This window comes from Pseudomonas sp. B20(2017), from assembly GCF_002113125.1.
Lineage (GTDB): Bacteria > Pseudomonadota > Gammaproteobacteria > Pseudomonadales > Pseudomonadaceae > Aquipseudomonas.
The window spans coordinates 285,612-298,478 of record NZ_NEJP01000007.1; the positions used below are offsets into that span (position 1 = coordinate 285,612).

Genomic DNA, 12,867 nt, shown 5'->3' on the forward strand with positions numbered 1-12,867 from the left:
GCACCCCCAAAGAATAAGAGGCTGAAACACTGCAACAGCCGTGCCGATTGTATACAGCGCAATCGACAATCTTATTCTTTGGTTGTGCGCAACCCCATCAACCCTGATTGATGGTCTTGGCGATGGTCTCGACCGTGGCGCTGACTTGCTCTTGGTAACGCTCGAGTTCTTCCTGATGCTGCTTCTTCATTTCAATCTGCTGTGAGCACAGATTCATCGCCGCCAGCACCAGCAGGCGGTCGCCGATCAGGGTCGGGTATTTACGCTTGGTGTCGGCCAATGCGGCCTTGAGCATCAATGCAGCGTCCAGCAGGGTCTGTTCTTCCCCGGCCGGTGCCTTGATCGAATAGTCCTCCCCCATGATGGAGATGACTTTTACCCCTGCTGTGCCGTGGTTCATGCGCTGACAGGACCGGCGTTGACGCGATCAACCAGGGCCTGGATGCGCGCGGCGGTGGCGCCGTGCTTTTCTTCCTGTTCCATCAGGCTCAGTTGCAGGCTTTCGTTTTCATCCTTGGCCCGGGCCAGTTCCGTGGACAGGGTCTGGTTGGTTTCCGACAGGGTCTGGTTCTGTTGCACCAGGTCGCTGACGAGCTGTTCCAATTGGCTGAGGGATGCTTCCAACATTTTGATCTTCCAAGCGTTTTTCAAAGGGCGCGTACGATAAAGAAAAGTCATCGTGGATGCCAGGATTAAACCGGCGCAAGGCCTTGATTTTCCTGGCGGCCCGACCGTTCTTGCGAGTCTTAGAGACTGTGATCTGCCGATCTGGTTCCTGCACTTCGTCGCTTGCGTGCAGATGCGACAAATACGCACATGGACTAAAGAGTTCATTCGCCTGACCGATAAGTCACCCAACAGCAGTCTCAGCCCGCATGGATGCGGCCCTTCCTCGGTATCCTCCATGTCCCTTCGCAATATGAATATCGCCCCTCGGGCATTCACCGGCTTCGCCCTTATCGGTGGCCTGATGCTGATCCTCGGCGTGTTCGCCCTGAACCAGATGAGCAAAATCCGCGCAGCAGGTGAGGATATCGCCAGTGCCAGCGTGCCATCGATCAAGTCGCTGGATGAGTTCACCCAACTGACGCTGCGTCTGCGCGTGCTGTCGTATCGTTTGCTGCTCAACCGCGAGCCGGACGTCCAGCAAAAGACCCTCGAACTGTTCGACATGCGCAACAAGCAGATCGCCGATGCACAACGGGTCTATGAACCGCTCATCGATGGCCCTCAGGAGCGCGCCGCGTACGAACAATATGTGCAGTTGCTGGCTCAGTACCGGCAACTCGAAGACAGGATGAAAACCCTGTCGCGCAATAACCAGGTCGAAGAGTTGCGGCAGATGCTCAACACCGATTTGCTCGCCAACTCCGAAGCGGTGAATACCGCCCTCGCGCGCCTGCTGGAGATCAACACCCAACAGATCGCCGAGACCGATCAAGGCGCCGCCAACCAGTATTCGATGTCGTTCACCCTGGTGGTGACGCTGCTGATCATCGCCACCGGCCTGACCTTCCTGTTCGCCTGGTTGCTGACCGTCAGCATCACCAAGCCAATCGCCAAGGCACTGGATGCGGCGGAAACCATCGCCGAAGGCAACCTGACCCAGCCGATCCACGTGGATGGCACCGACGAAGCCGGGCGCTTGCTGGCGGCCATGGCCAAGATGCAATCGAAACTGCGCGACACCCTGCAGCGGATTTCCGGCTCGGCCACCCAACTGGCCTCTGCCGCCGAAGAGCTGAACAGCGTCACCGACGAAAGCGCTCGCGGCTTGACCCAGCAGAACAACGAAATCGAGCAGGCCGCCACGGCGGTCAACGAGATGACCAGCGCCGTGGAAGAAGTCGCGCGCAACGCGGTCAGCACGTCCGAAGCCTCGAAGAACGCCACCAACTCCGCTGGCGACGGTCGCGATCTGGTGCAGGAAACCGTCAGCGCCATCGAACGCATGAGCGCCGACGTGCAGAGCACTGCGACCCTGATCGGCGATCTGGCCAACGAATCCCGCGACATCGGCAAGGTGCTGGACGTGATTCGTGGTCTGGCCGACCAGACCAACCTGCTGGCACTGAACGCTGCGATTGAAGCGGCCCGTGCCGGTGAGGCCGGTCGTGGTTTTGCCGTGGTGGCCGATGAGGTTCGTGCCTTGGCGCACCGCACCCAGCAGTCGACCAGCGAAATCGAGCGCATGATCGGCAGCATCCAGAGCGGCACCGAACACGCCGTGGACTCGATGCGCAACAGCACCGAACGCGCCGAGTCGACCCTGAACATTGCCCGTGGCGCCGGTCTGTCGCTGGATACCATCAACAACGCCATCGTCGAAATCAACGAGCGCAATCTGGTGATCGCCAGCGCCGCTGAAGAACAGGCACAGGTTGCACGTGAAGTGGATCGCAACCTGGTGAACATCCGCGATCTGTCGGTGCAGTCGGCGACCGGCGCGAATCAGACCAGTGCGGCGAGCAACGAGCTGTCGCGCCTGGCGCTGGATCTGAACAATATGGTTGGGCGGTTTAGCCTCTGAGACAGAAGCCCCCCTTTTGATCATTCCCACGTCGAGAGGTTGATCGTTCCCACGCTCTGCGTGGGAATGAAGCCCGGGACGCTCCGCGTCCCAAAAGCGGACGCAGAGCGTCCATTGAGGCATTCCCACGCGGACGGTTCGACGCCTCGACGTGGGAACGATCGCCTCCTCTGGTACAAAACCTTTTTGACAGCATCACATTTCAACAGGTTAGAATCGCTGGCACGCAGACTGCATGGTCAGTTTGCGCCCGTCTTTCCGCTTCTGGAGTACTGCCTTTGAATGCGACGACCATCAACAGCCTGTTCTTGATCGGCGCGTTGCTGGTAGGCGCAAGCATTCTTGTCAGCTCCCTTTCTTCCCGTCTCGGCATCCCGATTCTGGTGATCATCCTTGCAGTTGGCATGACTGCCGGGGTGGATGGCGGCGGCATCATTTTCGATAACTACCCGACGGCCTATCTGGTCGGCAACCTCGCACTGGCAGTGATCCTGCTCGACGGCGGCTTGCGCACCCGGGTGTCGAGTTTCCGCGTGGCCCTGTGGCCGGCCTTGTCGCTGGCGACGGTCGGCGTCCTTATTACCACCGGCCTCACCGGCATGGCCGCCGCCTGGCTGTTTGATCTCAATCTGATCCAAGGCCTGCTGATCGGCGCCATCGTCGGTTCCACAGACGCCGCTGCGGTGTTCTCGCTGCTCGGCGGCAAGGGCCTGAACGAGCGGGTGACCGCCAGCCTGGAAATCGAGTCCGGCAGCAACGACCCGATGGCAGTGTTCCTCACCGTGACCCTGATCGACATGCTCGCCAGCGGCCAGACCGGCCTGCACTGGAGCCTGCTGACCCATCTGATCCGCGAGTTCGGCATCGGTGGCGTGATCGGCCTCGGCGGTGGCTGGCTGATGCTGCAACTGGTCAACCGGATCAACCTCGCCACCGGTCTCTATCCGATTCTGGTGATCGCCGGCGGCCTGGTGGTGTTCGCCCTGACCAACGCCCTGCACGGCAGCGGCTTCCTCGCCGTGTACCTGTGCGGTCTGGTGATCGGCAATCGTCCAGTGCGCAGCCGCCACGGCATCCTGCACATGCTCGATGGCATGGCGTGGCTGGCGCAGATCGGCATGTTCCTGGTGCTGGGCCTGCTGGTCACCCCGCATGACTTGCTGCCGATCGCCGTGCCGGCGCTGGGTCTGGCGCTGTGGATGATTCTGTTCGCACGGCCGCTGTCGGTGCTGGTCGGGCTGCTGCCGTTCAAGGCCTTTCATGGCCGCGAAAAGGCGTTCATTTCCTGGGTCGGCCTGCGTGGCGCAGTACCGATCATTCTGGCGGTGTTCCCGCTGATGGCCGGGCTGCCGAATGCACAGCTGTACTTCAACCTCGCCTTCTTCATCGTGCTGGTGTCGCTGCTGGTGCAGGGCACGAGCCTGCCGTGGGTGGCCAAGCTGCTGAAGGTGACGGTGCCGCCGGAGCCGGCGCCGATCTCCCGCGCCGCCCTGGAAGTACACGTCACCAGCGAGTGGGAACTGTTCGTTTACAAACTCGGCGCGGAAAAATGGTGTATTGGTTCGCCCCTTCGCGAGCTGAAAATGCCCGAAGGCACACGTATCGCTGCCCTGTTTCGCGGTCAGCAACTGCTCCATCCGTCGGGTAGTACGGTGCTGGAAGTCGATGATTTGCTGTGTGTTATCGGCCATGAACACAACCTTCCGGCCCTCGGAAAACTGTTCAGCCAGGCGCCGCAACGCGGCCTCGATCTGCGCTTCTTCGGCGACTTCGTACTCGAAGGAGACGCCCAGCTCAAAGCGGTTGCCGCCCTGTATGGCCTTCCGGCAGAAGGCATCGATCCGGACATGACCCTGGGCCACTTCATTGCCCAGAAAGTCGGCGGTGCACCGATCGTTGGCGACCAGGTGGAATGGAACAACACCCACTGGACAGTTGCGGTCATGGACGGGAACAAGATCGGCAAAGTGGGCGTCAGATTCCCCGAAGGAAGTCGCCCGGGCCCCGGACTCTTCCTCTAAACTGCGTCCACCATCACTTGCTTGACCGGTCTCTATGCCTACCCTGCGCTCCTTTTTCGTCGCGGCCCTGCTGGGCCTGAGTCTTTCCGTCGGCCCGCTGCAAGCCGCCGAACCGCCGTCCAGCGAAGCCGTGCAGGCCAGCCTGGACAAGATCGCCGACAGCAAACTGCCCGACGCCGATAAAAAGACCCTGCAAACGGTCCTGCAAAACACGCTGAACCAGCTCAACAATCGGCGTGACTATGAACAGAAGCTGATCGACCTCAAGCAGCAACTGGCCACTGCACCGAAGCAGACCATCGAGAACGCGCGCGAACTGACCCGCCTCAAGGCCAGCGCCGTGGTGCCGGTGGCGCAACGCTTCCCCAAGGAAAACATCCAGCAGCTGGAGCAGATGCTCACCGAGCGCTCGACCCAGCAAAGCGACCTGCAAAAAGCCCTGGCCGAAGCCAACAGCCTGATCATCACCGCCCAGACCCGTCCCGAGCGCGCCCAGGCAGAAATCGCCAGCAGCCAGACACGCATCCAGCAGATCAACAACATCCTCAAGACCGGCAAAGACGCCGGCAAGACCGTGAGCGCGGAGCAACGCGACCAGCTCAACGCCGAGCTGGCCGCCCTGAACGCGCTGATCCCGCTGCGTCGTCAGGAACTGGCCGGCAACAACCAGTTGCAGGATCTGGGCAACAGCCAGCATGACCTGCTTTCGGAGAAGTCCGACCGTCTGGACCGCGAAATTCAGGAACTGCAAACCCTGATCAACCAGAAACGTCTGGCGCTGTCTCAGGAAACCGTGACCCAGCAATCGATCGAAGCGCAGAAGTCTGGCGGCAGCACTCTGCTCGCCACCGAAAGCGCGGCCAACCTCAAACTCTCCGATTACCTGCTCAAAAGCACTGACCGCCTCAACGAACTCACCCAGCAGAACCTGCAGACCAAACAGCAACTGGACAGTCTGACCCAGAGCGATTCGGCCCTCGACGAGCAGATCAACGTGCTCAAGGGCAGCCTGCTGCTGTCGAAAATTCTCTATAAGCAGAAACAGGCCTTACCGCGACTCAAGGTCGACCGTGACCTGGCGGATCAGATCGCCGACATTCGCCTGTACCAGTTCGAAGTCAGCCAGCAGCGTGAACTGCTGAGCAACCCGACAACCTACGTCGACAACCTGCTGTCGACCCAGCCACCGGAACAGGTCACGCCGCAGCTTCGCAAGAACCTGCTGGAACTGGCCAACACCCGCGCCGATTTGCTGGAGCGCCTGAACCGCGAGCTGAGCGCGATGCTCAACGAGTCGATCACCCTGCAACTGAACCAGAAACAACTGTTAAGCACCGCGCAAAGCCTGCGCGCAACGCTTGATGAACAGATGTTCTGGATTCCCAGCAACAAGCCGCTAGACACCGAATGGATGCGCGGCGTACCAGAGCGCCTCAAGCGTCAGATCGACACCCTGCCGCTGGCCTCAAGCTTGAGCGAACTGACCGACGGCTTGACGCAACGACCGCTGTTGTTCCTGCCGCTGGCGCTGCTGATCGGCGCGCTGCTGTGGCGCCGCAAACAGCTGTACTCACGCCTGAACAAGGTTCACCAGGACATCGGCCACTTCAAGCGTGACAGCCAATGGCACACGCCGCAGGCGATCCTGATCAATATTCTGCTGGCAATGCCGGTGGCGCTGGGCCTTGCGCTGTGCGGGCTGGCGTTGCAGATCGACGCCCGCGGGCAGAACGCCAACATGGGCGCGGCGCTGTTGCAAATGGCCCAGGCGTGGCTGGTGTTCTACACCGCCTACCGCATCCTTGCTCCAGGCGGCGTGGCCGAACTGCACTTCCGCTGGGAAAAGCCACAGGTCGAATTCCTGCAGGGCTGGGTGCGTCGCCTAGGACTGGTGGTCATGGCGCTGGTGGCGGTGGTGGCGGTTGCCGAACTACAACCGGCGGCGCTGGCCGACGACGTGATCGGCATGCCGGTGGTTTTGACCTGCTACGCACTGATGGCGTGGCTGCTCAGCCGCCTGCTGATCAGCAGCCCGACCCACGAAAACGCCTCGCTGTTCCGCAAGGCCGTGGGTGTGATGTTCACCCTGCTGCCCATCGCGCTGTTCGTCGCCGTGTGCTTCGGCTACTACTACACCGCGCTCAAGCTCAGTGACCGCTTGATCAACACCCTGTACCTGCTGATGTTCTGGCTGGTGATCGAAGCGACTTTCGTCCGAGGTCTGGCGGTCGCGGCACGCCGTCTGGCCTACCAGCGCGCCCTGGCCAAACGTCAGGCCGCGAAAGAAGCCGGCGACGGCGAAGCGGTCATCGAAGAGCCGACCCTGGACATCGAAAAGGTCAACGAACAGTCCCTGCGCCTGATCCGCCTCGCACTGCTCGGCGGTTTCATCGCCGCGCTGTACTGGGTCTGGGCCGACCTGATCACCGTGTTCTCGTACCTCGACAACATCACCCTCTACGAATACACCAGCGGCACCGGCGCCAACATGAGCATGGTGCCGATCAGCATCGGCGACATGCTCGGCGCGCTGATCATCATCGGCATCACCTTTGCGCTCGCCCGCAACTTGCCGGGTCTGCTTGAAGTGTTCGTGCTATCGAAACTCAATCTGGCCCAGGGCAGTGCCTACGCGACCACGACGCTGCTGTCGTACGTGATCGCCGGGGTCGGTTTCGTCTCGACCCTGTCGACCCTCGGCGTCAGCTGGGACAAGTTGCAATGGCTGGTGGCGGCGCTGTCGGTAGGCCTAGGTTTCGGCATGCAGGAGATCTTCGCGAACTTCATCTCCGGCATCATGATCCTGTTCGAACGCCCGGTGCGGATCGGTGACACCATCACCATCGGCAACCTCTCCGGTACGGTGAGCAAGATCCGCATCCGCGCCACGACCATCACCGACTTCGACCGCAAGGACATCATTGTCCCGAACAAAACGTTCATCACCGGGCAACTGATCAACTGGTCGCTGACCGACACCATCACCCGGGTGACCCTGAAACTCGGCGTGGACTACGGTTCCGATCTGGATCTGGTCAAGGAACTGCTGCTCAAGGCCGCCCGGGAAAACCCGCGCGTGCTCAAGGAACCCGAGCCGCACGTGTACTTCCTCAATTTCGGCGAAAGCACCCTCGATCACGAATTGCGCATGCATGTGCGTGATCTCGGCGACCGCAACCCGGTACTCGATGAGGTCAACCGCTTCATCAACCGCGAGTTCAAGAAGCAGCACATCAACATCTCGTTCCGCCAGATGGAGGTTTACCTGAAGAACCTGCATGGCCAGGAATACAAGATGGTGCCGATCGAGCCGGAAACCAAAACCATCGTGCCGGTCAGCGACGAGCAAAAACCACTGCAAGAGCCGCCGCCCGCCAAACTCGACTAACCGGACTAATCCCAGCAGAATGCTCGGACATTCTGCTGGAGCCGGCCCTTGAAAGCCCTCGACGAACTGACCTTCGACAACCGCTTCGCCCGTCTGGGCGACGCGTTCTCGGCCCATGTGCTGCCCGAACCGATCGACAATCCGCGCCTGGTGGTCGCCAGCCCGGCGGCCCTGGCGCTGCTGGATCTGGAACCGGCGGCGGCTGACACCCAGGAATTCGCTGAATTGTTCGGCGGCCACAAGTTGTGGGCCGATGCCGAGCCACGGGCGATGGTTTATTCCGGGCATCAATTCGGCGGGTATACGCCGCAACTGGGCGATGGTCGTGGGCTATTGCTGGGCGAGGTCTACAACGAAGCCGGCGAGCACTGGGACTTGCATTTGAAGGGCGCCGGGCAGACGCCGTTCTCGCGCATGGGCGATGGTCGCGCAGTGCTGCGCTCCTCGATTCGTGAATTTCTCGCCTCCGAAGCGCTGTATGCGCTGAATATCCCCTCGTCACGCGCCGCCTGCGTGATCGGCTCCGACACTCCGGTCTGGCGTGAGAAACAGGAGCGCGCCGCGATGGTGCTGCGTCTGGCGCCGAGCCACATCCGTTTTGGCCATTTCGAATATTTCTATTACACCAAGCGTCCCGAACAGCAGAAGCAGCTCGGCGAGCATGTCTTGGCGATGCACTACCCCGAATGCCTGGAACAGCCGGAACCCTATCTGGCGATGTTCCGCGAGATCGTCGAGCGCAACGCCGAACTGATCGCCAAATGGCAGGCCTACGGCTTCTGCCACGGCGTGATGAACACCGACAACATGTCGATCCTCGGCATCACCTTCGACTTCGGCCCGTTCGCCTTCCTCGACGATTTCGACGCGAACTTCATCTGCAACCACTCCGACGATCAGGGCCGCTACTCCTTCAGCAATCAGGTCCCCGTCGGCCAGTGGAACCTCAGCGCCTTGGCCCAGGCCCTGACGCCGTTCATCAGCGTCGAAGCCCTGCGCGAAACCCTCGGCCTGTACCTGCCGCTGTTCCAGGCGCACTACCTCGACCTGATGCGCCGCCGCTTCGGCTTCACCACCGCCGAGGACGACGACCAGCAACTGCTGGAGCAACTGCTGCAACTGATGCAGAACAGCGGCGTCGATTACACGCTGTTCTTCCGTCGTCTGGGCGAGGAATCAGCCGAACAGGCCGTCGCTCGCCTGCGCGATGACTTCGTCGATATCAAAGGTTTCGATGCCTGGGGCGAGCGCTACGTCGCCCGTGTCGCACGCGATGCCGCGACCGATCAGGAACAGCGCCGTGCGCGGATGCATGCGGTGAATCCGCTGTACATCCTGCGCAATTACCTGGCGCAGAAGGCGATTGATGCGGCCGAGCAGGGTGACTACTCCGAGGTACGGCGGCTGCATGCGGTGTTGAGCAATCCATTCGAGGAACAACCTGGAATGGAGAGTTACGCGGAACGGCCGCCGGAGTGGGGCAAGCATCTGGAGATCAGTTGTTCGTCGTAAGCGGGAACGACTGAACCTTGATAATCGATCCGTACGGCTCCAGATCAGTCGTACGATCCCGTTTTATTCACCGAGCTGATCATGACCGACCCACTCCTCATCCCCTGCCCCTCCTGCAACGGCCTCAACCGCATCCCCGCCGAGCGCCTCAATGACCACCCGAAGTGCGGCCGCTGCAAGTCCGAAGTGCTGTTGAACAAACCGTTTGAACTCAAGCAAGGCGATTACGCCAGTCAGATCAAGGGCGATCTGCCATTGCTGGTGGACGTGTGGGCGGACTGGTGCGGGCCGTGCAAGTCGTTTGCGCCGGTGTTCGAGCAGGCGGCTGCGCAGTTGGCGGGCAAGTGCCGGCTGGCCAAGCTGGACAGCGAGGCCAATCAGCAGTTGTCGGCGCAGTTGGGGATTCGTTCGATTCCGAGCCTGATTCTGTTCCGCAACGGCCGGGAAGTCGCCCGTCAGAGCGGGGCCTTCCCGTTGCCGCAGTTGATGGCCTGGCTGCGCAGCCAGGGCATCTGACAAGGCTTCAGGCGTCTTCGAGCAGGTTGTGCAGCTCGACGAACTGCTGCGTCAGCTTGTGCCGTGGGTCGAGGTGGATCAGCGGCATGCTGGCTTGATGGGATTCGCGCATGCGCACTGAACTGGCGAGATAGACAGGCAATACCGGCAGGCCCTCAGCGATCAGTTCGTCGAGGATCTGCTGCGGCAGACTGGCCCGGGCCTGGAACTGGTTGACCACAATGCCTTCGACTTCCAGGCCTTCGTTGTGGTCTTCCTTCAACTCGTCGATCTCGGCGATCAGACCGTACAGGGCCTGACGCGAGAAGCTGTCGCAGTCGAAGGGAATCAATACCCGATCGGCGGCAATCAGTGCCGAGACCGCATAGAAATTCAGCGCCGGCGGCGTGTCCAGATAGATCCGGTCGTAATCTTCCGACAACTCATCGAGCAGTTTCCGCAACTTGTTGATCTTGTGTTTGGCCTCGAGCTTGGGTTGCAAGTCGGCCAGTTCGGCGGTGGCGGTGATGATGTGCAGGTTGTCGAACGGCGTTTCGTAGATATCCGCCTGATTCTTTTTCGAGAACGGCCCGGAAGACAGGGTCTGCTTGAAGAAGTCGGCAATGCCCATCGGAATGTCATCACCCGTGAGCCCGGTCAGATACTGAGTGGAGTTGGCTTGGGCATCGAGGTCCACCAACAGCGTGCGATAACCCTCGCTGGCGCTCACCGCCGCCAGATTGCAGGCAATGCTGGATTTGCCCACGCCACCTTTCTGATTGAACACCACGCGCCGCATGACAAAACCTCCGTGTATCAAAGAATGACCGAGTGTAGTGGTGCCCGGTGCCGGTTCGCTACCTCGATGGACGCGGACTACAAAGTCAGGCGCCAATCTCCCAATGAATACGGCGCAAAGACACTCCTTGATTGCGGATTCGCCTGACAGACAGACACCCGACAATCTGGATAATGGCCAAGTGACAGCTCTTGCCGCGTACCATTCGGTTCATTTCGTCGTTCAAAACGTAACCAGCATTTGCTACACACTCGTCGCACCGGGATAATGCGCGCCACCCGGCGCCACGCGCCATGCCATTTCAGGCTAAATCAGCTCAGCGGCGACGTTGGCGAAACCGCGTCAAATCGGCCCGCAGGGGCGGGATAAATGTCCGTGATCAACTTCAACATCGCCCAATGGCGCGCCTGGGCTCCCGGGCTCGACAGTGTGGAAGCCTGGCAGACCTGGAGCCGACAGCCGGTCGTGCTCGAAGTCAGTGATGCCGCACCCGATGTGTCGTTTCTGCCGGCCATGCAGCGCCGTCGTCTCAGTCGTCTGGCGCGGATGGCGTTCAGTGTCGCCTGGCCGCTCGCCGACGGTCGGGAAAATCTGCCGTTGGTGTTTGTCTCCCGACACGGCGAAACCCCGCGCACCTTTGAAATTCTCAGCGATCTGGCTAACGAACAGCCGCTGTCGCCGACCCAGTTCAGCCTGTCGGTGCACAACGCGATCATCGGCCTGTGGTCGATCATGCGCGGCGAAACCAGCGAAATGACCGCCCTCGCCGCAGCTGGCGACGGCCTTGAACACGGCATGCTCGAAGCGGCGACTTTGCTGAACGAAGGGGCTCCGGCGGTACTGCTGGTGATCACCGAGGAACAACCGCCCGAAGCCTATTCGACGTGGATCGACGACGTACCGTTTCCCTATGCCGTCGGGCTGTTGCTCACCCCCGGTACCGACTGGCGGCTGACCCTGAACAGCGCCCCCGAAGCACGGTCAAAAACGCAGTGGCCCCACGCACTGAATCTGCTGCGAACCCTGCTCGGTCAGCAACCTCATTGCCAACATGCCTGGAAGAATCGTCTATGGACCTGGCAACGCAACCCGTGATCGGAAAAAACCGCGACGCCTATTACTGGCGTCTGCTGGCCACCGCCACCAGTTTCGCCCTGTTCGGGCTCGGTGGCCTGTGCCTGCGCTTGCTGGTATTTCCATTACTCGGCTGCCTGCCGGGCGATGCCAGGGTGCATCGCGAGCGGGCGCGCCAGACCGTCAGCCGGTTGTTCTGGTTTTTCGTTCGTTTCATGGCCCGTACCGGTGTACTGACCTACGACATCCAGGGCGCCGAACGTCTCGGCCGTCCGGGGCAGATGATCATCGCCAACCACCCGTCGCTGATCGATGTAGTGTTCCTGATCGGCCTGGTGCGCCGGGCCAACTGCGTGGTGAAGAAAAGCCTGTGGGAAAACCCCTTCACCCGTGGCCCGTTGCGCAGCACCGAATACATCAGCAACGACGGCAGCATGGACATGCTCGACGCCGCCGCCGGTGCCTTGCAGAGCGGGCAGACCCTGATCATTTTCCCTGAAGGCACCCGCACCCAACCGGGTCAGGCGCCGGCCTTTCATCGGGGGGCGGCGGCCATTGCCCTGCGCGGTGCGAAAATCGTCACCCCGGTGGTCATCCAAGTCAGTCCGACCACCCTGACCAAGGCCGAACCCTGGTATCGCATTCCCAGTCGCCGCGTGCACTTCAGTTTTCGCGTCGGGGCCGATATAGACCCACAGACTTTTGCCGCGCAGGGACCTGCCCCGCAGGCTTCGCGCAAGCTCAACGACTATTTGCATCAATTCTTTATCAAGGAGCTCGCCGAAGATGAGCGATCTAAACCGTGACATCAAAGAGCTGATCATCGACGCCCTGGGCCTCGAAGACATCAGCGCAGAGGACATCGGCGACGACCAGACGCTGTTCGGCGAAGGCCTGGGCCTGGATTCCGTCGACGCCCTGGAGCTCGGCCTGGCGATCCAGAAAAAGTACGGCATCAAGATCGACGCCGACGCCAAGGACACCCGTAACCATTTCTCCAACGTGGCGAGCCTTGCGGCGTTCGTCACGGCAAAACAGGCAGCTTGAG

The 12,867-nt window shown here is 61.0% G+C and carries 10 protein-coding genes and 2 pseudogenes; 9 read left to right on the forward strand and 3 right to left on the reverse strand.

Going from position 1 to position 12,867, the window contains the following annotated elements:
• Positions 1 to 97 precede the first annotated feature (97 nt).
• Together CAF63_RS13180 and CAF63_RS13185 are read right to left on the reverse strand one after the other, a co-directional pair.
• A complete protein-coding gene (locus tag CAF63_RS13180) occupies positions 98 to 400 on the reverse strand; it encodes a cell division protein ZapA (RefSeq protein ID WP_007952314.1) in 303 nt (100 codons plus the stop codon).
• Complete coding sequence (locus CAF63_RS13185) at positions 397 to 627, reverse strand: hypothetical protein (RefSeq protein WP_085685455.1); 231 nt, start codon at positions 625 to 627, stop codon at positions 397 to 399. Before CAF63_RS13185 ends, CAF63_RS13180 begins: the two co-directional genes overlap by 4 nt.
• A 343-nt stretch (positions 628 to 970) precedes the next feature.
• Here CAF63_RS13185 and CAF63_RS29245 point away from each other — a divergent pair.
• The 6 genes and pseudogenes from CAF63_RS29245 to trxC all read left to right on the forward strand — a co-directional run.
• Positions 971 to 1,627: pseudogene (locus CAF63_RS29245) on the forward strand (MCP four helix bundle domain-containing protein); the annotation flags it as partial.
• Positions 1,628 to 1,930: 303 nt separating this feature from the next.
• Positions 1,931 to 2,530, forward strand: a pseudogene (locus CAF63_RS29250) (methyl-accepting chemotaxis protein); the annotation flags it as partial.
• Between the two features lie 278 nt (positions 2,531 to 2,808).
• Positions 2,809 to 4,551 carry a potassium/proton antiporter gene (locus CAF63_RS13200; RefSeq protein ID WP_085685372.1) on the forward strand — a complete coding sequence of 581 codons (1,743 nt, stop codon included), beginning with the start codon at positions 2,809 to 2,811 and terminating at the stop codon, positions 4,549 to 4,551.
• Between the two features lie 34 nt (positions 4,552 to 4,585).
• Positions 4,586 to 7,939 carry a mechanosensitive channel MscK gene (gene mscK, locus CAF63_RS13205; protein ID WP_085685375.1) on the forward strand — a complete coding sequence of 1,118 codons (3,354 nt, stop codon included), beginning with the start codon at positions 4,586 to 4,588 and terminating at the stop codon, positions 7,937 to 7,939.
• Between the two features lie 48 nt (positions 7,940 to 7,987).
• Positions 7,988 to 9,451, forward strand: coding sequence for a protein adenylyltransferase SelO (selO, locus tag CAF63_RS13210; RefSeq protein ID WP_085685378.1), 1,464 nt, complete (start codon positions 7,988 to 7,990; stop codon positions 9,449 to 9,451).
• Between the two features lie 81 nt (positions 9,452 to 9,532).
• Complete coding sequence (trxC, locus tag CAF63_RS13215; RefSeq protein ID WP_064592954.1) at positions 9,533 to 9,967, forward strand: thioredoxin TrxC; 435 nt, start codon at positions 9,533 to 9,535, stop codon at positions 9,965 to 9,967.
• Positions 9,968 to 9,974: 7 nt separating this feature from the next.
• On the opposite strand, the gene CAF63_RS13220 is transcribed toward trxC, so the two are convergent.
• Positions 9,975 to 10,745 (reverse strand): ParA family protein, encoded by a 771-nt coding sequence (locus CAF63_RS13220; protein WP_064382864.1) that lies wholly within the window; start codon positions 10,743 to 10,745, stop codon positions 9,975 to 9,977.
• Positions 10,746 to 11,114: 369 nt separating this feature from the next.
• Here CAF63_RS13220 and CAF63_RS13225 point away from each other — a divergent pair, with 369 nt between their 5' ends.
• Genes CAF63_RS13225 through CAF63_RS13235 form a run of 3 tightly spaced genes read left to right on the forward strand, consistent with a single transcriptional unit; the run spans position 11,115 to position 12,866 of the window.
• Positions 11,115 to 11,840: a beta-ketoacyl synthase chain length factor gene (locus CAF63_RS13225; protein WP_085685381.1), complete on the forward strand. Its 726-nt coding sequence runs from the start codon at positions 11,115 to 11,117 to the stop codon at positions 11,838 to 11,840.
• On the forward strand, positions 11,816 to 12,625 hold the full coding sequence (locus tag CAF63_RS13230) for a 1-acyl-sn-glycerol-3-phosphate acyltransferase (RefSeq protein ID WP_085685384.1): 810 nt from the start codon (positions 11,816 to 11,818) through the stop codon (positions 12,623 to 12,625). The genes CAF63_RS13225 and CAF63_RS13230 overlap by 25 nt, the downstream gene beginning before the upstream one ends.
• Positions 12,606 to 12,866, forward strand: a complete 261-nt coding sequence (locus CAF63_RS13235; protein WP_007952344.1) for a phosphopantetheine-binding protein — start codon at positions 12,606 to 12,608, stop codon at positions 12,864 to 12,866. Before CAF63_RS13230 ends, CAF63_RS13235 begins: the two co-directional genes overlap by 20 nt.
• Position 12,867 lies beyond the last annotated feature (1 nt).

What these genes read in the sequence shown, in the direction of transcription:
- CAF63_RS13185 (WP_085685455.1), bottom strand. Translation starts at nt 627, where the DNA reads ATGTTGGAAGCATCCCTCAGCCAATTGGAACAGCTCGTCAGCGACCTG.
- CAF63_RS13225 (WP_085685381.1), top strand. Translation starts at nt 11,115, where the DNA reads ATGTCCGTGATCAACTTCAACATCGCCCAATGGCGCGCCTGGGCTCCC.
- CAF63_RS13180 (WP_007952314.1), bottom strand. Translation starts at nt 400, where the DNA reads ATGAACCACGGCACAGCAGGGGTAAAAGTCATCTCCATCATGGGGGAG.
- CAF63_RS13235 (WP_007952344.1), top strand. Translation starts at nt 12,606, where the DNA reads ATGAGCGATCTAAACCGTGACATCAAAGAGCTGATCATCGACGCCCTG.
- mscK (WP_085685375.1), top strand. Translation starts at nt 4,586, where the DNA reads ATGCCTACCCTGCGCTCCTTTTTCGTCGCGGCCCTGCTGGGCCTGAGT.
- CAF63_RS13220 (WP_064382864.1), bottom strand. Translation starts at nt 10,745, where the DNA reads ATGCGGCGCGTGGTGTTCAATCAGAAAGGTGGCGTGGGCAAATCCAGC.
- trxC (WP_064592954.1), top strand. Translation starts at nt 9,533, where the DNA reads ATGACCGACCCACTCCTCATCCCCTGCCCCTCCTGCAACGGCCTCAAC.
- CAF63_RS13230 (WP_085685384.1), top strand. Translation starts at nt 11,816, where the DNA reads ATGGACCTGGCAACGCAACCCGTGATCGGAAAAAACCGCGACGCCTAT.